Source organism: Pseudomonas sp. GW822-FHT03F08 (assembly GCF_058801265.1).
Genome location: NZ_JBXANC010000010.1, coordinates 85,316 through 102,757 on the forward strand (window position 1 = coordinate 85,316; position 17,442 = coordinate 102,757).

The window sequence follows — 17,442 nt, forward strand, 5'->3', positions numbered from 1 at the left end:
AAGCCCCCGTTTTTTTTCAAGCGGACAACATCCGCCGCAATTCCACACAATCCTTCGCATGCCAGTCGGTCAGCTCCGGCCACGGATTATCCGGCAGGTTCACCAGCACCGTGTGGGTGCCCGCTGCCCGACCGCAGTCGAGGTCGAAGCGGTAATCGCCGACCATCACCATCTCGCTCGCCGGCACTTGCCAGGCCTTGGCCAGTTTCAGCAAACCGCCCGGGTGCGGTTTCGGCGGCGCTTCATCGCGGCCCAGTACATCGTCCACCGCAAAGCAGTCCGCCAGGCCGATGGCCTCCAGCGTCACATGGGCCAGCTCCCGCGCATTGCGGGTCAGGATGCCGAGGCGGTAGCCCCGCGCGTGCAGATCGCGCACCAGCTCCACCGCACCGACCGCCGGGGTCGAGCCGAGCGCCAGATCGCGCTCATGCTCCAGCAGCCACGCATGTTTCGCCGCCGCTTCTTCGGCGGGTAACGCCGCGAGGTGGGTAAGGATGTCGTCCTCCGGCGGGATCGCCAGTGCCACGCGAATCGCCGCAAAGTCGTGCACGGCGACGGTCAGGGTGCCGTCCATGTCGAACACCCAGTGCCGCACATCCGCCAGACTCATGCCCAATCCTTGCGATGACGGATCAGGCCTTCCTGAGTCACCGACGCCACCAGTTGCCCGGCGCGGTTGAACACGCTGCCACGGGAGAAGCCGCGGGAATTGCCGGCCCACGGGCTGTCCATGGCGTAGAGCAACCAGTCATCGGCGCGTAGATCGTTGTGGAACCACAAGGCGTGGTCGAGACTGGCGACCTGCATGTCTTTCTGCCAGACCGATTTGCCGTGCGGCAGCATCGACGTGGTCAGCAGACCGAAGTCCGAGGCGTAGGCCAGCAGGTATTTGTGCAGTGCCGGAATGTCGGCCAACGCACCGTCGGCACGGAACCACACGTACTTGATCGGATCCGCCGGCTGCGGGTTGTACGGGTCTTTTTCAGTGACCGGGCGCACCTCGATCGGCTTCGGGCACAGCAGCTTTTCACGCATGTGTTCCGGGATCAGGTGCGCGCGTTGCTGGGTCAGTTCCAGCTCCGACGGCAGGTTTTCCGGGCCGACCACTTGCGGCATCTGGCTCTGGTGTTCGAAGCCTTCTTCGTCGTACTGGAACGAAGCGCTGCAAGTGAAAATCGGGTGGCCCTTCTGGATCGCGGTCACGCGGCGGGTGCTGAAACTGCCGCCGTCACGCACGCGATCCACCGAGTAGACCACCGGCAACTTGGCATCGCCCGGGCGCAGGAAATAACCGTGCATCGAATGCACATGACGCGTTTCTTCAACGGTCTGACTGGCCGCCGACAGCGACTGGCCGAGCACCTGGCCGCCGAACAACTGGCGAAAGCCCAGATCCTGACTGCGACCACGGAACAGGTTTTCCTCGATCGGTTCGAGGGTCAGCAGATCCACCAGATCTTCCAACACTTGGCTCATTCAGACTCTCCTCACACAACGCTATGCCGCGCAGTCTTGGCTGCGGCGGCCAATTCAGGTTCTGGCGCGAGCCATGATCGCGCCATTGTAAACGTCCGTGTCGGCTTAGCCATGCAGGGTCTGCAGCCATTGCTCCCTGGTGATGCGGTACAACAGATGTCGACGCAACGGGTGATCGACAGCCACTTTCGGGTGATCGAAATCATGGGCCGGGTCGTGATGCATGCCGATGGCCTGCATGACTTTTTCCGACGGCAGATTGCTCTGCGCAGTGAACGCCACAATTTCCTTCAGGGCCAACCGGTCAAAGCCACAGCGCAGCGCGGTCCACGCCGCCTCGCTGGCATAACCCAGGCCCCAGTGTTCTTTCGCCAGGCGCCAGCCGATTTCCACCGCCGGGGTGAACGGCGCGTCGAAACCGACCACGCCGAGCCCGGTAAAACCGATGAATTCGCCGGTGTCCTTGCGCTCCAGCGCCCACAGACCGTAACCATGCTCGGCGAAATGACCGCGTACACGGCCGATCAACGCGGCGCTTTCCAGCCGACTCAAGGGGGCAGGAAAGTAGCGCATCACCTGCGGATCGGCGCACATCGCCGCAAATGCCGGCAAATCCGCGTCCTGCCACTGACGCATCAGCAGTCTCGCGCTTTCCAGCTCAAGTATCGGCTCCATCGTGCCCCTCCGTTTCCATGCCGCAAGTCTACATCGCTGGTAGGCTTTGCACTCTTTCCTACAGCCTTTATGAATAGTCCGCCATGCCATTGCCGTTGATCTACCACGAAGACTACAGCCCCGAGTTTCCGGCGGATCACCGCTTTCCCATGGACAAGTTCCGCCTGCTGCGCGATCACCTGGTGGACAGCGGTCTGACCCGCGACGAAGACCTGCTGCGCCCTGAACTGTGCCCTGCCGACATCCTCGCCCTGGCCCATGACCGCGGTTATATCGAACGCTACATGAGTGGCGAGTTGTCCCGTGAAGACCAGCGGCGTCTCGGCCTGCCATGGAACGAAGCACTGGCCCGGCGCACGGTGCGGGCCGTCGGCGGTTCGATTCTGGCAGCGGAAAAAGCGCTGGAACATGGTCTGGCCTGTCACCTCGCCGGTGGCACCCATCACGCCCACTACGACTACCCCGCCGGGTTCTGCATCTTCAATGACCTGGCGATCATCAGCCACTACCTGCTGCAAAGCGGCCGGGTGAACCGGGTGCTGATCTTCGATTGCGACGTGCATCAGGGCGACGGCACTGCACGGATTCTGCACAACACCCCGGAAGCGATCACCGTTTCCCTGCACTGCGAAAAGAACTTTCCTGCACGCAAGGCCGAAAGCGACTGGGACATTCCGCTGCCCAACGGCATGGGCGATACCGATTACCTGAAAGTGGTCGACGATGCGCTCAACTACCTGCTGCCGCTGTATCAACCGGATCTGGTGCTGTACGACGCCGGTGTCGACGTGCACAAGGACGACGCCCTCGGTTTTCTGCAACTGACTGACGAAGGCGTAGCCGCCCGCGACGAAAGCGTGATGCGCCACTGCCTGGGCCGCGACATCCCGGTGGTTGGGGTGATCGGCGGCGGTTACAGCAAGGATCGCCAGGCCTTGGCCCGCCGTCACGGCATCCTTCATCACAGTGCGCAACGCGTCTGGCAGTCATCGGGTTGTCATTGAGTTGTGCTGCGTTACCCACAATGGCTGTGGAACGGCCTGTGGATAACCTGAGCGAAACGGACTACAGCCCACGCTGAACATAGCCTGCAGCAAGCTGGTTGTTTTTTGATCAGGCCTGACAATGGCCGCTGCTGCTAGAATGCGCGGCTTATTCCGCCACGCTATTGCCGCTGCCATGACTCAGACTTCCGCCGCCCTTCCCGCTCACGTCGCCATCATCGGCGGTGGCCCCGCCGGCCTGATGGCCGCCGAAGTGCTGAGCCAGGCCGGAGTCCGCGTCGATTTGTACGACGGCATGCCCTCGGTGGGCCGCAAGTTCCTGCTGGCCGGGGTCGGCGGCATGAACATCACCCATTCCGAAGCCTACCCGGCGTTCCTCTCGCGCTACGCCGAACGCGCCCCGAACATCGCCCCGTTGCTGCGCGCGTTCGACGCCGATGCACTGTGCCGATGGATTCACGAACTGGGCATTGAAACCTTCATCGGCAGCTCCGGCCGGGTATTCCCCACCGACATGAAAGCCGCGCCGTTGCTCCGTGCCTGGCTCAAGCGCCTGCGCGACAGCGGCGTGGTTATCCACACCCGCCACCGCTGGCTCGGCTGGGATGAAAAGGGTGCGTTGCGCATCGACAGCCCGGAAGGCGAGAAAACCCTGAATCCCGACGCCACCCTGCTGGCCCTCGGCGGCGGCAGTTGGTCGCGGCTGGGTTCCGACGGCGCGTGGATGCTGCCGCTGGAGCAGCGCGGCGTAGGACTGGCGCCGTTGCAGCCGAGCAATTGCGGCTTCGAGGTGCAGACCTGGAGCGAAGTGATAGTCAGCAAATTCGCCGGCGCGCCGCTGAAAAATATCGCCATCGGTTTGAACGACGATGTTCCGCGCCTGGGTGAATGCGTGATTACCGCGACCGGCATCGAGGGCAGTTTGATCTACGCGTTGTCGGCGCCGATTCGCGAGGCGATCAATGTGCACGGTGCCGCGACTGTACACATCGACCTGCTCCCCGGCCGACCTGTGGATAAATTGCAGGCGGCATTGAGCAAACCACGGGGTTCGCGCTCGATGGCCAAGCATCTGCACAGTCAGGTCGGGATTGATGGGGTGAAAGCGGCGTTGCTGCGTGAACTCACTGACGCCGCAACCTTTGCCGATCCGGCGCGGCTGGCCCGGGCGATCAAGGCCTTGCCGCTGACCTTGGTGAAAACCCGTCCGCTGGACGAAGCGATCAGCAGTGCCGGTGGCGTGACGTTCGAGGCGATGGATGAGCGGCTGATGCTCAAGGCGTTGCCGGGGGTGTTCTGTGCGGGGGAAATGCTGGATTGGGAGGCGCCGACCGGAGGGTATTTGCTGACGGCGTGTTTTGCCAGTGGCCGGGCGGCCGGAGCTGGAATGCTGGACTGGTTGAAACAGCGCAACTGATCGTTCCCGCATTGCACGGGAACGACCCAATCTAATGCTTAAGGCTTACGCTTGCGCGGCCCGGTATTGAACACCGGCACCTTGCGCACAGGCTTGATCGCCACCTCCGGCGCCGGGGTATCCCCGCTGTCCACCCACTTGCCCAGATTACGCTTGCCGCCGCCACCGGAAGCCTTGGGCTTTTTCGGTTTCTTCGGCTTCTTGATCACCTGGCCACTGGCATCGGTGTCTGGCACACGGTGCTCCGGCACGAAGTCCGGCTCAATCTCGCGCTTCAACGTGCTGCGGGTCAGCATTTCAATCGCCGACAACATGTTCACTTCATCGGCACACACCAACGAAATCGCCTCACCGGTCGCACCTGCGCGGCCAGTCCGGCCGATACGGTGGATGTAATCCTCGGCAACGATCGGCAGATCAAAGTTGACCACCAACGGCAGGTCTTCGATATCCAGACCACGGGCGGCGACGTCGGTGGCCACCAGAATCTGCACTTCGCTCATTTTGAAACGGTCCAGCGCCCGCTGCCGAGTCGCTTGCGGCTTGTCGCCGTGGATGCCGTCGGCATTCACGCCCAGGCCCTGGAGCTTCTCGACCAGCGCGTCCACACCATTACGGGTCTTGGCGAACACCAGCACCTGCTTCCACTTGTTCTTGCGCATCAGGTGCACGAACAGTTCCGGCTTGCGCTTCTTGTCCACCGTCACTACCCATTGCTTGACGGTGTTGGCGGCCACGTTGCGCGGGCTGACTTCGATGCTCAGCGGATCGTTGAGCATCTGCCCGGCCAGCAGGCGGATGTCATCGGAGAAGGTCGCGGAGAACAGCAGCGTCTGACGTTTCTTCGGCAGCGCGCGGTAAATGTTCGCCAGCTCCTCGGAAAAGCCCAGGTCGAGCATGCGGTCGGCTTCGTCCAGCACCAGGGTTTGCAGCTGATTGAATTTCAGCGCCTTCTGGCGGAACAGGTCGAGCAAACGGCCCGGGGTTGCCACCAGCAGATCAACGCCGCCGCGCAGCTTCATCATCTGCGGGTTGATGCTGACGCCGCCGTACACCGCGTAAGTGCGCAACGGCAGGTTTTCGGCGTACTGGCGCACGGCTTCGTGGACTTGCTCGGCCAACTCGCGGGTCGGTACCAGGATCAATGCACGAACCGAGTTGGCAGCGACTTTCGGCCCTTCCATGCTCAGCAGCTGCAACAGCGGCAAGGCGAAACCGGCAGTCTTGCCGGTGCCGGTCTGGGCCGCGGCCATCAGGTCGCGACCGGCCAGCACGGCCGGAATGGCTTGCGCCTGCACCGGCGTCGGGGTCTGGTAGCCGAGCTTCTCGAGGGAGCGCAGCAAGGGTTCGATCAGGCCAAGGGTGGCGAAAGTCATGGGAGTACCGTAGGAAAAATCAGAGCAAAGTGTGCGATGGCGCGCAGTTTACCCTAATTCGCACGCTGCTCCGTCGCTATGGCCTTCGTTGCGGCAGCCGGCTCGGTGACCACCGGCAGCTGCCGTGGGCGGCGCCACTGCGGCAGACCGATCAGCACCACCGCGCCGATGATCACCAGCATCGCCAGCGCCTCTTCGATGCCGATGGTCTCGCCGACAAACACGATCCCCAGCAACACCGCCACCGCCGGGTTCACATAGGCATAACTGGTGGCCGCCGCCGGGCGGACGTTTTTCAACAGATACATGTAGGCGTTGAAAGCGATGATCGAGCCGAAGAAGATCAGGTACGCCAGCGCCAGCCAGCCTTCCAGTGGCGGCATGGCCTGCAGGTGCTCACCGCTCGCCGCGCTGCCGATCAACAACACCACGCCGCCCACCAGCATTTCCACGGCACTGGCCATTGCGCCCTGGGGCAACGGCAGGTGCTTGCTCCACACCGAACCGAACGCCCAGCTCGCCGCCGCGAAAATCAGCAACGCCGCGCCCAGCGGGCTCGATTGCAGATTGGAGCCCATGTTGAGCATCGCGATGCCGATAATCCCCATCGCCACCCCGGCCCATTCCAGACGCGTGTTGCGAGCGCCCCAGAAATAACCGCAGAGCAAGGTAAACAGCGGCACCGTCGCCACTGCCAGTGCGGCAACACCCGACGCCACACCGCTGTGTTCGGCCAGGGTCACCGCACCGTTGCCGAAACTGAGCAACAGAATCCCGATGATCCCCGCCGCTTTCCACTGCGCCCAGGTCGGCGCCGGTGCCCCGCGCCAGCGCAGGAACGCGTACATCAGGCTGCCGGCGATCACGAAGCGCACGCCGCCTAGCATCAGCGGCGGCCAGTATTCGACGCCGATGCGGATCACCAGATAGGTCGATCCCCAAATCACGTACAACGCAAAAAACGCGGCGATCAGCGGCAAGGAAAAACGGCGCACGGCAGACATGAGACGACTCGACATCAAGGCAGGGAGACTGGTTATTCTAGAAAGGCCAACCGCTAAAAATAAGTTACAAAACCTGTTTATAGCGCCGGTACACTTTTGAAAACACGGAGATCGACGGCCAAAACCGCGATTTCGAAAGTCTGGCATTTTCAGGAGTCCGACCTTGGACAAATACGACCGCATGCTGCTCAGCGCCCTGCTCGAAAACGGTCGCGCGTCCTACGCCGATCTCGCCCGCAAAGTGAACCTCTCCGCCCCCGCCGTCGCCGAGCGCGTGGCCAAACTGGAGGCCAGCGGCGTCATCACCGGCTACTCGGCCAAGGTCGACATGGCCAAGCTCGGCCTGCCGATCCAGTGCGTCATCGAACTGCGCCTGAACCAGCACGGCAACCCGAAGGTGTACGACGAACTGATCAGAATTCCGCAACTCACCGAATGCCACCGCGTCACCGGCGACCCGTGCGTGATCATGCAGGCCGCCGTGGGCTCGATGACCGAGCTGGAAGAGCTGATCAACCGGGTGGCGAAATTCGGGTTCAGCAAGACGTCGATCGTGTTGTCGAGTGCGATAGAGAAGCGGGTGCCGCTCGGTCATATCGAGGGCAACGGCAAATAATCAGCGAAATCGCTGAAGATGCTCCCGAACCTTCGCCGCCGGCACTTTCTGCAACTTGCAAAGCAGGTCATGAGACAACTCCCGCACCCCATGCTTGCACCGCAACTCATCCGCCAGATGCGCCAGCAGGTTCGCCGCCATCTCCGCATCCGCCATCGCCCGGTGGGCCTGGCCGGTATGCGGCAGTTGGGCGAAGGTCGTGAGCGTGCCGAGCTTGTGGTTCGGCGCCGCCGGCATCAGGCGACGGGCCAGCAGCAGCGAACAGGCAAAGTTCTGCAGGCGGGTGCGTTTGATCCGGCCCAGTTCGAAGTCCCAGAACTTCTGGTCGAACGCGGCGTTGTGCGCCAGCAGGGGCGTGCAGCCGACGAATTCGTTGACTTCGTTCATCACTTGCTCGGCCGAGGGCGCGGTGCGCAGCATGGCGTTGCTGATGCCGGTGAGTTGTTCGATGAAGGCCGGGACGCGTACGCCGGCATTCATCAGGCTCTGGTAACGCTCGACGATGCGGCCGTTTTCCAGCATGACCACGGCGATTTCCGTGGCCCGGCAGCTGCTGCTCGGCGAGATGCCGGTGGTTTCAAAGTCGATGACTGCAATGCGTTCCAAACCGGGTTCAACTCCGTTCAATTCTTGAGCAACAGCGTGCCTTCAATCGGCACATAACGGCTGGCGGCGCGGATCAGCGAGTTGGCGGTCAGGCCGGGAACGCCATAGGCCACCGCTTGCACGCCGTGTTTGTTGATGATGCGTTCGAGCAGCATGTCGAAGTCGCCATCACCGGAGGCCAGGACGATTTCGTCGACGTGGTCGGCGGCGTCCATGATGTCGAGGGTGATGCCCACGTCCCAGTCGCCCTTGGCCGAGCCGTCGCTGCGCTGGATGTAGGGTTTGAGTTTCACGGTGAAACCGAGGTTGCGCAGGATCTGCTGGAACTGCTGCTGTTTGCTGTCGCCCCGGTCGATCGCATAGGCATAAGCCTCGACGATCTGCCCGTGCTGGCTGACATCCGCCCACAGCGCCGCGTAGTTGAAGTGGCAACCATAGGCCTGGCGGACGGTGTAGTAGAGGTTCTGCACATCGGCGAACACTGCGATTTTTTTCACCGGAGTTCCTGTGAGCGCTGACGCGCATGAGCCGGATCAGGCACCAGGCCCGAAAAAGGCGCTCAGTATGCCAGCCCGAAGGAAGGTTCCGCGAATAATCGGCCCGGGGCGCTCAGGCGCCCCGGACGAATGGTGAATCAGACGAAGGAATCGTCGTCATCGAAGAACGATGAGTTGTCATCGCTGTAGTCGGTGTCGGTGAAGCCACCCTGGTTGTTGCCGAAGGAATCGTTGTTGGCCATGCGCTGGTCATCGCCCCAACCGTTATTACCCTGATCGGCCACTTGCGCAGGCTCTTCCTTGATCACTTCGACGATTTCTTCCGGCTGCTGGTTGTGATGGAACAGGCTGCTGATGCCTTGGGCCAGCATCACGCCACCGGCCACACCGGCCGCGGTTTTCAGGGCGCCGCCGAGGAAGCTGCTGCCCGCCGCCGGGGCCGCTTGCTGTTGGCCATAACCCGGTGGTGGCGCGCCAAAGTTCTGTTGTGGCGGGGGTGCACCGAAGTTCTGCTGCGGTGCCGGCTCACGCCAGCCGCCAGTAGAAGCCGGGGCGCTCTGGGTCGGCGCCGGGCGCGGGCTGCTGCCACCGAAGATGCTCGACAGGAAACCACCGCCGCTCGGCGCCGGGGCAGCACTTTGCGCCTTGGCCGATTGCAGTTCGGCCTGCAGTTGCTGAACCTGTTGAGTCAGTTGTTTGTTCTGTTCGTCGAGGCTCTTGATCGCGGCCTCCTGCACCAGAATCGCCTGGGTCATGAAATAGCCTGCGGCCGGCTGGCGCGTCAGGTGTTCCTTGATCCGCGCCTCGGCCTGGGCGTCACGCGGGGCTGCCTCCGTTTCGGCCTGTTGCAGCCGGGAAAACAGTCCATCGATCAGGGTTTGCTCTTCGCTGTTCATGGCGACCTCGTAGATTGCCGGGGATAACGTTGCCCTCCTCCACAGTGGAGGAGGCGCACCTCTGTAATGGAGGCAGTGACAGAATGTTTCAATGGTCTTTACCGAACGTTTACGTTTGCGCCCGGCAGCACATCATCGGTTAAAGTGAGCCACTGTTTTTGACCTGCGATACCGACTGATGAATGCCTTCGATGTGCTGCGTGACTCGCTGTATTTCTTTAAACGCAATCTGGTGCGGATCGTCCAGCTGTGCCTGCCGCTGGTGATCTTCGAAGCCGCGCTGCAACAAGTGGTCGATCGCGCCAGCGACCCGGACGGTTATTCGGCCATCAGCGTGATCGTCGGCCTGCTGGTCTATCCGCTCTACACCGCCGCGCTGATCCTGTTTCTCGACGCCCGCACCCGCGGCGAATCCCCGCAAACCCTCGATCTGCTGGCGATGTCGGCGCGCCTGTGGCCGCGTTTCGCCGTGCTCACTGCGCTCAACACGATGTTGATCCTGCTGGGCCTGTCCCTGTATTTCCTGCCAGGCCTGTGGCTGATGGTCACCCTGGCCTTCGGTGAATACCTGCTGGTGCTGCGCGGCTACGGCCCGTTGCAGGCGATGAAGGAAAGCCTGCGCCTGAGCCGTGGGCATTTCCTGCGGATTCTGGCGTGCATCCTCTGTGTGATGGGGCCGTTGTGGCTGCTCAAGGGCCTGACCTTGCAGGTCTATCCCGATCCACAGAATCCGTTGATCGCCGTGCTGATCGACAGTGGCCACAGCTTCCTGCAACTGTTCACCAGCGTGGTGCTGTTCCGCCTGTTCATGCTGATCAGCGAATTGCCCGACAAACGTGACGGAATAGTCTGACCGCTCTGCGCTTGGGCTGAGCGACGGGTCTCGGGTATGCTCGGGACCACTTCCGTATCGCTATAAGCCGAGCCATGACCCGTCTACTGCGCTACATCCTGCTCTCCGTGCTGCTGGCCGTCGCCCTGATCGGCGTGATGATTTTCAGCCTGACCTGGCGCCCCGACGCCCGGGAGACCCTGCCGGTCAGTTGCACCGGGCAGCCGCCGACGCTGGTGCCCGGCCAGGCGCTGAAGGTCATGACCTGGAACGTGCAATACCTGGCCGGCAAGCGTTACGTGTTCTGGAATGACCTGGCGCAAGGCGACGACGAAGCACCCACCCCGGAAGACATGGCCTTCAGCCTCGATGAAGTGGCGCGGGTGATCCGCGACGAGCAGCCCGACGTGGTGCTGTTGCAGGAACTGGATGACGGCGCCAAGGCCAGCGACTATCAGAACCAGCTCAAGCTGTTGCAGGAACGCCTCGCCGACCTCTACCCGTGCAGTGCCCATGCCTTCGACTGGAAGGCCGATTTCGTCCCGGATCCGCATGTCTTCGGCAGTGTCGGCCGGCAACTCGCGACCCTCAGTCGCTTGCGCATCGAACACGCCGAACGCCTGCAATTGCCGGTGCAGCCGCTGAATATCATCAGCCGCCAGTTCCAGCCGAAAAACGCCCTGCTCGCCACCACCCTGCCGTTCAGCGATGGCGGGCAACTGGTGGTGTTCAACACGCATCTGGATCGCGCCATGCAGCCGGACGAAACCTTGCAGGCGCAAGTGGCGGCGGTGGCCAAGGTTCTCGACAAACACGAAAGCCACGGCACGCCGTGGCTGATCGGGGGTGACTTCAACCTCTTGCCGCTCGGCCAGTACCGGCGCCTGCCCACCGAACAGCGCACGCCCTACTCCGTGGACAGTGCGCTGCATCTGCTGTGGGACAAGTACCCGATGATCCCGACCAACAACGAAGCCGGCGGCATCGACCGCGCCAAGTGGCTGACCCATTACCCCAACGACCCCGGTCTCAACGGCCCGGACCGCACGGTCGATTACCTGTTCTACAGCCCGAAGATCAAACGGGTCGAAGCCACAGTGCGGCAGGACGATACGTTGCGCATTTCCGATCATTTGCCGGTGATTGCGAAGTTCCTCCTGCCACCCAACTGATCTCAGTGAGCCTCTTCGAGATCGTCGTGCAACAGCCCGAAGATCTGCCGTTTCATGTCGATGAACGAGCGCTCCATGACCATGTCCAGCGTGCGCGGTCGTTCGATCGGCACATCGAGAATCTGCTTGATCCGCCCGGGCCGCGCGCCCATCACATACACCCGATCGCCGAGCAGGATCGCTTCGTCGATATCGTGAGTGACGAACAGCACGGTTTTCTTGCTGTTGCCCCACACCCGCAGCAACAGCTGCTGCATTTGCAGACGGGTCTGGCTGTCGAGGGCGCCGAAGGGTTCGTCCATCAGCAGTATCTGCGGATCGTTGGCCAGCGCCCGGGCAATCGCCACCCGTTGCATCATGCCGCCGGACAACTGCTTGGCGTAGTTGTCGGCAAACCCTGACAACCCGACTTCGTGCACGTAGTGATCGACGATCTCCTTGCGCCGCGCCGCCGGCATGCCCCGGCGCTTGAGGCCGAACTCGACGTTCTGCCGCACGGTCAGCCACGGGAACAGCGTGTAGCTCTGGAACACCATCCCGCGATCCGCGCCGGGGCCCTGCACTTGCTGGCCGCCGACGTAGATCTCGCCGGACGTCGGCTCGGCCAGGCCGGCGGTGAGGTACAGCAGGCTCGACTTGCCGCAGCCCGACGGCCCGACCAGCACCGCGAATTGCTGATCTGGCACTTCGAACGACACTTCTTCAAGCGCAGTGAATGTTCCGCCGCCGGGTTTGGTGTAGCGCAGGCTGACCTTGTCCACCTGCAACCTTGGCGCGGCGAGTGCCGGTGCGGCGACCGGCTCGATGAAACGACGGTTGGCAGCGGTTACTGAGCCCATGCGGCAATCCTCAAACGCAAGAAGCGGAACAGTTGATCGGTGACCAGGCCGAGCAGGCCGATGATCGCGATGGCGAGAAAAATCACATCCACCTGAAAGCCGCGCATGGCCTTGAGGCTCAAGTAACCGAGGCCACTCGATGCGGCGACCAGTTCGGCGACCACCAGATAGGTCCAGGCCCAGCCCATGGTCACCCGCAAGGTGTCGAGCACACCTGGCAACGACGCCGGGGCGATCACATGCAGCACCGCGTCACGTCGGTTGGAACCGAGGGTGTAAGAGGCGTTGATCAAATCCTTGGAAATGCCTTTGGACACGTCCGCGACCATCACCAGTTGTTGGAAGAACACACCGAAAATGATCACCGACACCCGCTGCTCCAGACCGATACCGATCCACAGGATGAACAGCGGCACGAACGAGGTCACCGGCAGGTAGCGGATGAAGTTGACCAGCGGTTCGAGGAACGCCTGGACGATACGGAAGCTGCCCATCAGCAAGCCCAGCGGCACTGCCACCAACGATGACACGATGAAGCCGACCATCACCACTTCGACACTGGCCCAGACATGCTGGCCGAGGGTGCCGTCGCGGCTCAGGCGCACGGCGGCTTCAACCACCGCACCGGGCGTCGGCAGGAACATCCCCGGCACGATGCCGCCGTAGGACAACCCGGCCCACAGGCCGACCAGCAACACCCAGGCCAGACCGCTGGCGCTCCACACCACTGGCACCGGCAATCCGGTCTTCGGCGTGATGCAGCGGCTCAGCCATGAATTGCGCTTGAACATGACCAATCTCCTAGAGCGGGCTGACGAAACGGTTATCCACCAGATCGTCGTTGCTGACGTTGTAGGGCTTGCCCTGCAATTCGCTGGCGGTTTCGTTGGCCAGTTTGATCAGCGGTGCGCTGTCACCCGGCGCGCCGGGTTTGCCCAGCAGCTTCTCGCTCATGGCCTGATCGTAGAAGCGCACGCCTTGCGCGGCGGCGGCCAGTTCCTTCGGATCGGACAGGTAACCGCCGACGCCCTTGGCCATGATTTCGTAGGCTTTCTGTGGATGGTCCTTGGTGTACTGCACCGCTTTGTAGAGACCGGCGACCAGCGCCTTGACGTCTTCCGGCTGCTTCTCGATCACCGTGCAGTTGAGCGCCACCACATCGACGATCACGCCCGGCGTGCTGCTGCTGTCGATCAGCACCTTGCCCTGCTGCTTGTCGCGCACCATCGACAGATGCGGTTCCCAAGTCACGGCGGCCGGCACACGACCGGCGATGAACGCCGTGGCGGCATCGTCGGCGGTCATGTTCTGCACGGTGATGTCACTCATGCTCATGCCGTTCTTTTTCAGCAGGTACGACAGCCAGAACTGCGAGGTCGACCCTTCGTTGACGGCCACGGCCTGGCCCTTGAGTTCCTGCAGGCTCTTGACGTTCTTGCCGACCAGCACGCCATCGCCGCCATGGCTGTCATCCAGCGCGGCCACGGCCTTGAAGCAGAACTGCGGGCGGTACTTGAGCACTTCGTCGATGGTCGAGGCCGAGCCGGACAATTGCCCGGACGCCTGGGCGGCCATGTACATCGAGGCTTCTTCGACCACCGGCAATTCGACGGTCAGGCCATTTTCCTTGAAGTAGCCCAGATCCTGGGCCAGATACAGGGTGCCGTAACCGACCCACGTGGTGTGGCCGATCGACAAGGTGCCGGCCTGGGCGCCGGTGACTGAAAGGGCGGAAATCGCCAGAGGACATGCAAGACGGGTAAACAAGGACTTGTTCATGGAGCACTCCCAACGCTGTTGATTTAGTTGTCATGGGCAGTACGGCCAGCCGTGGTGTCGCGATTGCACGCTGCGGTCTCTGCTGGACTCTGGCGGGCAATGCCTTGGCTGGCGAAATCGATGTTGACCCAGGCTTGGCGTCAGGAAAACGAGGAAATAGTTAGACGCGAACGATGAAAAAACTGGGTAGTGCGCACCGCGAAAGGGCGCGTCGGGCGGGGGTGCCCGAGGTGGGTGCAAAGCCAAAAAAAATCGCAGCCGAAGGCTGCGATTGTTAACGGTTCATGCAGGTTTCAAATCAGAGCCGACCGTATTCCTGCGCCGTACGATCCAGCGCTTTCAACGTCTTGCCCACCAGCTCATCTATCTCTTCACGGCTGGCAATCAACGCCGGCGCCATGATCATCCGCCCCAGCGTCGAGCGAATGATCACCCCCTCTTCAAAACCGATCGTGCGGCAGCGCCAGGCGATGTCGTTCTCGTTGGCGAAGCGCTTGCGTGTCGCCTTGTCTTCGGCCAGTTGCAACGCCGCGACCATGCCCGTGCCCTGGATATCGCCCACCAACGGGTGATTGCCGAACACCTCGCGCAGACACTGTTGCAGGTACGGCCCGATGTCATCCTTGACCCGCGTGACCACGCCTTCATCGCGCAATGCCTTGAGGTTGGCAATCGCCACCGCCGCCGCCACCGGGTGCCCGGAATAGGTCAGGCCGTGGGCGAATACGCCGCCCTGCTCCACCAGCACGTCGGCCATTTTCTTCGACAGGATCAAGCCACCCATCGGGATGTAACCGGAGGTCAGGCCCTTGGCGATGGACAGGGTGTCCGGCTCGAAACCGAAGTATTCGTGGGCGAACCATTCACCCGTGCGACCAAAGCCGCCGATCACTTCATCGGCACACAACAGCACGTCGTACTTGCGGCAGATACGCTGGATTTCCGGCCAGTAGCTTTCCGGCGGAAAGATCATCCCGCCCGCGCCCTGGAACGGTTCGGCGATGAACCCGGCAACCTTGTCCGCGCCCAGTTCGAGGATCTTCGCTTCCAGTTGCTGCGCCGCCCGCAGGCCGAATTCCGCCGGGGTCAGATTGCCTTCGTGGGCGAAGAAGTACGGCTCGTCGATGTGCGCGATGTCGGGAATCATCCCGCCCATTTCGTGCATGAACTTCATGCCGCCGAGCGCCGTCGCGGCCAGGGTCGAACCGTGGTAGCCGTTCCAGCGGCCGATCATGATCTTCTTCTCGGGCTTGCCCAGCACCTGCCAGTACCGCCGCACGGTACGGATCAGCACCTCGTTGGCCTCGGAGCCGGAGTTGGTGTAGATCGCGTGGCTGTAGTGCCCCGGCAGCAAGCTGAACAGCAACTCGGAGAGCTCGATCACCTGCGGGTGGGTGGTGTGGAAAAACATGTTGTAGTACGGCAACTGCTCCAGTTGCCGGCTCGCGGCGGCGTTCAGATCCTTGCGCCCGTAGCCGAGGTTGGTGCACCACAGCCCGGACATGCCGTCGAGGTAACGCCGACCGTCGTTGTCCCACAGGTGCAGGCGGTCACCGCGCACCATCACCCGTGGGCCTTCGTCGTTGAGGGCCTTCTGGTCGACGAACGCATGAATGTGGTGCGCTGCATCGGCGGCCTGGTAGTCGCGGGTTTCACGTGAGGTGGTCATCGCCGGATCTCCTTTTTTGTTGTGAGCGGCTGTCATGAGCGCAGTTGAAACCAGGTGGTTTTCAACTGGGTGTATTTGTCGAACGAGTGCAGCGACAGATCGCGGCCGAAACCGGATTGCTTGCCACCGCCGAACGGCACGGTCACGTCCAGCGCATCGACGCTGTTGACCGACACCGTACCGGCTCGCAATTGCCGCGCCACCCGGTGCGCGCGGTGCAGATCATCGGTCCACAGCGACGCCGCCAGACCGTAGACGCTGTCGTTGGCCAGTTGCAAGGCGTGGGCCTCGTCATCGAACGGCATCACCGCCAGCACCGGGCCGAACACTTCTTCGCGAAACAGGGTCATGTGCGGCTGCACGCCGGTGAAAATCGTCGGCTGAACGAAGTTGTCCGAACCGTTGAAACTCAGTTGCCGACCGCCGCAGACGCGGGTCGCGCCTTCGCGTTCGGCCTGGTGGATGAAGCGCAGAATGCTTTCGGTCTGACGAGTCTCGACAATCGCCCCGGCGGCGCTTGCCGGGTCCAGCGGATCGCCCGGCTGCCAGCGCTCGGCCTGAGCCTTCAGTCGCTCGACGAACTCATCATGAATCGAGCGCTCCACCAGCAATCGCGAGTTGGCCGAGCAGACTTCGCCCTGATTGAAGAAGATCCCGAACGCGGCTTTCTGCGCCGCCAGATCCAGATCCTTGCAGTCGGCGAACACCAGATTGGCGCTCTTGCCGCCGCACTCCAGCCACACCTGCTTGAGGTTCGACTGCGCGGAGTACTGCATGAAATATTTGCCGACCTGCGTCGAGCCGGTGAACACCAGACAATCGACATCCGGGTGCAGACCCAGGGCTTTGCCGGTCTGTTCGCCGAGCCCCGGCAGCACGTTCAGCACACCGGCCGGCAGCCCGGCTTCCAGCGCCAGTTCGGCCAGACGCAATGCGGAAAACGGTGATTGCTCGGCAGGTTTGAGGATCACCGAGTTGCCCGCCGCCAGCGCCGGGGCGAGTTTCCACGCGGCCATGTCCAGCGGGAAGTTCCAAGGCACCACGGCGGCGACCACGCCCAGCGCTTCGCGGGTGATGGTCGCCAGCACATTCGAAGCGCTCGGCGCGACTTGATCGTAGAGTTTGTCGAGGCTTTCGGCGTACCAGCGAAACACCCCGGCGGCGCCCGGCACGTCGATGTTGTAAGCGTCCATCACCGGTTTGCCCATGTTCAGCGAATCGAGCAGCGCCAGCTCTTCGCGATTGGCCAGAATCAGATCCGCCAGACGCAGCAAGACTTGCTTGCGCTCGGTCGGTGAACGCCCGGCCCAGGTGCCGGCCTCGAATACCTGCCGCGCATTGCGCACCGCCGCGTCGACATCTTCTTCACCGCACGCGGCGACGTTTGCCAAAAGCTGGCCGGTGGCCGGGTTGATCGCGGCAAAGGTCTGCCCCGACTGCGCCGCACGCAGTTTGCCGTCGATCACGGCCTGGTACGGATAGCTCAATTCAGCGGCCTTGCGCTGCCAGTCTGCAAGCTCGAACACGGTGGTTGCTCCTTGGACTTTTATTCTTTTGAGAACAGTGCGCAGTGATAGTCGCTCA

18 protein-coding genes are annotated in these 17,442 nt (G+C 62.5%); 5 read left to right on the forward strand and 13 right to left on the reverse strand.

The genetic code is table 11. From position 1 onward, the window contains the following. Nucleotides 1-16: 16 nt before the first annotated feature. From AC1RME_RS23760 to AC1RME_RS23770, 3 genes are all read right to left on the reverse strand, one after another. Nucleotides 17-610: an HAD family hydrolase gene (locus tag AC1RME_RS23760; RefSeq protein ID WP_493091823.1), complete on the reverse strand. Its 594-nt coding sequence runs from the start codon at nucleotides 608-610 to the stop codon at nucleotides 17-19. Further along, nucleotides 607-1,476: an acyl-CoA thioesterase II gene (gene tesB / locus AC1RME_RS23765; protein WP_085712241.1), complete on the reverse strand. Its 870-nt coding sequence runs from the start codon at nucleotides 1,474-1,476 to the stop codon at nucleotides 607-609. Before tesB ends, AC1RME_RS23760 begins: the two co-directional genes overlap by 4 nt. A 105-nt stretch (nucleotides 1,477-1,581) precedes the next feature. Beyond that, nucleotides 1,582-2,151: a GNAT family N-acetyltransferase gene (locus tag AC1RME_RS23770; RefSeq protein WP_493072985.1), complete on the reverse strand. Its 570-nt coding sequence runs from the start codon at nucleotides 2,149-2,151 to the stop codon at nucleotides 1,582-1,584. 83 nt (nucleotides 2,152-2,234) lie between these two features. Between AC1RME_RS23770 and AC1RME_RS23775 the strand changes: the two genes are divergently transcribed. Further along, on the forward strand, nucleotides 2,235-3,155 hold the full coding sequence (locus tag AC1RME_RS23775; RefSeq protein WP_096820819.1) for a histone deacetylase family protein: 921 nt from the start codon (nucleotides 2,235-2,237) through the stop codon (nucleotides 3,153-3,155). A 175-nt stretch (nucleotides 3,156-3,330) separates the two neighbouring features. Continuing rightward, on the forward strand, nucleotides 3,331-4,572 hold the full coding sequence (locus AC1RME_RS23780; protein ID WP_493091824.1) for a TIGR03862 family flavoprotein: 1,242 nt from the start codon (nucleotides 3,331-3,333) through the stop codon (nucleotides 4,570-4,572). Nucleotides 4,573-4,610: 38 nt separating this feature from the next. Here the strand turns inward: AC1RME_RS23780 and rhlE1 are convergent, their stop codons facing one another. Together rhlE1 and yedA are read right to left on the reverse strand one after the other, a co-directional pair. Continuing rightward, the gene (gene rhlE1, locus AC1RME_RS23785) at nucleotides 4,611-5,948 is read right to left on the reverse strand and encodes an RNA helicase RhlE1 (RefSeq protein ID WP_096820817.1); all 1,338 of its coding nucleotides are present in this window, start codon (nucleotides 5,946-5,948) and stop codon (nucleotides 4,611-4,613) included. A 53-nt stretch (nucleotides 5,949-6,001) separates the two neighbouring features. After that, nucleotides 6,002-6,952: a drug/metabolite exporter YedA gene (gene yedA / locus AC1RME_RS23790; RefSeq protein ID WP_096820816.1), complete on the reverse strand. Its 951-nt coding sequence runs from the start codon at nucleotides 6,950-6,952 to the stop codon at nucleotides 6,002-6,004. Nucleotides 6,953-7,115: 163 nt separating this feature from the next. On the opposite strand from yedA, the gene AC1RME_RS23795 reads away from it, so the two are divergent. Beyond that, nucleotides 7,116-7,568, forward strand: a complete 453-nt coding sequence (locus AC1RME_RS23795; RefSeq protein WP_039771800.1) for an Lrp/AsnC family transcriptional regulator — start codon at nucleotides 7,116-7,118, stop codon at nucleotides 7,566-7,568. Here AC1RME_RS23795 and AC1RME_RS23800 read toward each other — a convergent pair whose 3' ends face one another. From AC1RME_RS23800 to AC1RME_RS23810, 3 genes are all read right to left on the reverse strand, one after another. Next, on the reverse strand, nucleotides 7,569-8,174 hold the full coding sequence (locus AC1RME_RS23800; RefSeq protein WP_096820815.1) for a 3'-5' exonuclease: 606 nt from the start codon (nucleotides 8,172-8,174) through the stop codon (nucleotides 7,569-7,571). Nucleotides 8,175-8,191: 17 nt separating this feature from the next. Continuing rightward, nucleotides 8,192-8,671: an NYN domain-containing protein gene (locus AC1RME_RS23805; protein ID WP_096820814.1), complete on the reverse strand. Its 480-nt coding sequence runs from the start codon at nucleotides 8,669-8,671 to the stop codon at nucleotides 8,192-8,194. A 137-nt stretch (nucleotides 8,672-8,808) separates the two neighbouring features. Further along, nucleotides 8,809-9,567, reverse strand: coding sequence for a DUF2076 domain-containing protein (locus AC1RME_RS23810; RefSeq protein WP_493091826.1), 759 nt, complete (start codon nucleotides 9,565-9,567; stop codon nucleotides 8,809-8,811). 178 nt (nucleotides 9,568-9,745) lie between these two features. Between AC1RME_RS23810 and AC1RME_RS23815 the strand changes: the two genes are divergently transcribed. Both AC1RME_RS23815 and AC1RME_RS23820 read left to right on the forward strand, forming a co-directional pair. Beyond that, entirely contained in the window at nucleotides 9,746-10,420 is a 675-nt protein-coding gene (locus tag AC1RME_RS23815) for a YciC family protein (protein ID WP_096820812.1), read from the forward strand. Between the two features lie 74 nt (nucleotides 10,421-10,494). Further along, entirely contained in the window at nucleotides 10,495-11,571 is a 1,077-nt protein-coding gene (locus tag AC1RME_RS23820) for an endonuclease/exonuclease/phosphatase family protein (protein WP_493091829.1), read from the forward strand. Nucleotides 11,572-11,573: 2 nt separating this feature from the next. Here AC1RME_RS23820 and AC1RME_RS23825 read toward each other — a convergent pair whose 3' ends face one another. The 5 genes from AC1RME_RS23825 to AC1RME_RS23845 all read right to left on the reverse strand — a co-directional run bounded on the left by AC1RME_RS23825 (nucleotide 11,574) and on the right by AC1RME_RS23845 (nucleotide 17,384). After that, entirely contained in the window at nucleotides 11,574-12,410 is an 837-nt protein-coding gene (locus AC1RME_RS23825) for an ABC transporter ATP-binding protein (protein WP_085612572.1), read from the reverse strand. Next, complete coding sequence (locus tag AC1RME_RS23830; RefSeq protein WP_085732919.1) at nucleotides 12,398-13,201, reverse strand: ABC transporter permease; 804 nt, start codon at nucleotides 13,199-13,201, stop codon at nucleotides 12,398-12,400. Before AC1RME_RS23830 ends, AC1RME_RS23825 begins: the two co-directional genes overlap by 13 nt. Nucleotides 13,202-13,211: 10 nt before the next feature. After that, nucleotides 13,212-14,189, reverse strand: a complete 978-nt coding sequence (locus tag AC1RME_RS23835) for an ABC transporter substrate-binding protein (protein ID WP_096820810.1) — start codon at nucleotides 14,187-14,189, stop codon at nucleotides 13,212-13,214. 298 nt (nucleotides 14,190-14,487) lie between these two features. Next, complete coding sequence (locus AC1RME_RS23840; RefSeq protein WP_085703122.1) at nucleotides 14,488-15,858, reverse strand: aspartate aminotransferase family protein; 1,371 nt, start codon at nucleotides 15,856-15,858, stop codon at nucleotides 14,488-14,490. A 32-nt stretch (nucleotides 15,859-15,890) separates the two neighbouring features. Further along, nucleotides 15,891-17,384: an aldehyde dehydrogenase gene (locus AC1RME_RS23845; RefSeq protein WP_493072978.1), complete on the reverse strand. Its 1,494-nt coding sequence runs from the start codon at nucleotides 17,382-17,384 to the stop codon at nucleotides 15,891-15,893. Between the last annotated feature and the right edge of the window lie 58 nt (nucleotides 17,385-17,442).

Bases quoted from the DNA above. Each gene is read 5' to 3' on its own strand.
- AC1RME_RS23760 (WP_493091823.1), bottom strand. From the start codon at position 610: ATGAGTCTGGCGGATGTGCGGCACTGGGTGTTCGACATGGACGGCACC.
- tesB (WP_085712241.1), bottom strand. From the start codon at position 1,476: ATGAGCCAAGTGTTGGAAGATCTGGTGGATCTGCTGACCCTCGAACCG.
- AC1RME_RS23770 (WP_493072985.1), bottom strand. From the start codon at position 2,151: ATGGAGCCGATACTTGAGCTGGAAAGCGCGAGACTGCTGATGCGTCAG.
- AC1RME_RS23775 (WP_096820819.1), top strand. From the start codon at position 2,235: ATGCCATTGCCGTTGATCTACCACGAAGACTACAGCCCCGAGTTTCCG.
- AC1RME_RS23780 (WP_493091824.1), top strand. From the start codon at position 3,331: ATGACTCAGACTTCCGCCGCCCTTCCCGCTCACGTCGCCATCATCGGC.
- rhlE1 (WP_096820817.1), bottom strand. From the start codon at position 5,948: ATGACTTTCGCCACCCTTGGCCTGATCGAACCCTTGCTGCGCTCCCTC.
- yedA (WP_096820816.1), bottom strand. From the start codon at position 6,952: ATGTCTGCCGTGCGCCGTTTTTCCTTGCCGCTGATCGCCGCGTTTTTT.
- AC1RME_RS23810 (WP_493091826.1), bottom strand. From the start codon at position 9,567: ATGAACAGCGAAGAGCAAACCCTGATCGATGGACTGTTTTCCCGGCTG.
- AC1RME_RS23815 (WP_096820812.1), top strand. From the start codon at position 9,746: ATGAATGCCTTCGATGTGCTGCGTGACTCGCTGTATTTCTTTAAACGC.
- AC1RME_RS23820 (WP_493091829.1), top strand. From the start codon at position 10,495: ATGACCCGTCTACTGCGCTACATCCTGCTCTCCGTGCTGCTGGCCGTC.
- AC1RME_RS23825 (WP_085612572.1), bottom strand. From the start codon at position 12,410: ATGGGCTCAGTAACCGCTGCCAACCGTCGTTTCATCGAGCCGGTCGCC.
- AC1RME_RS23830 (WP_085732919.1), bottom strand. From the start codon at position 13,201: ATGTTCAAGCGCAATTCATGGCTGAGCCGCTGCATCACGCCGAAGACC.
- AC1RME_RS23835 (WP_096820810.1), bottom strand. From the start codon at position 14,189: ATGAACAAGTCCTTGTTTACCCGTCTTGCATGTCCTCTGGCGATTTCC.
- AC1RME_RS23840 (WP_085703122.1), bottom strand. From the start codon at position 15,858: ATGACCACCTCACGTGAAACCCGCGACTACCAGGCCGCCGATGCAGCG.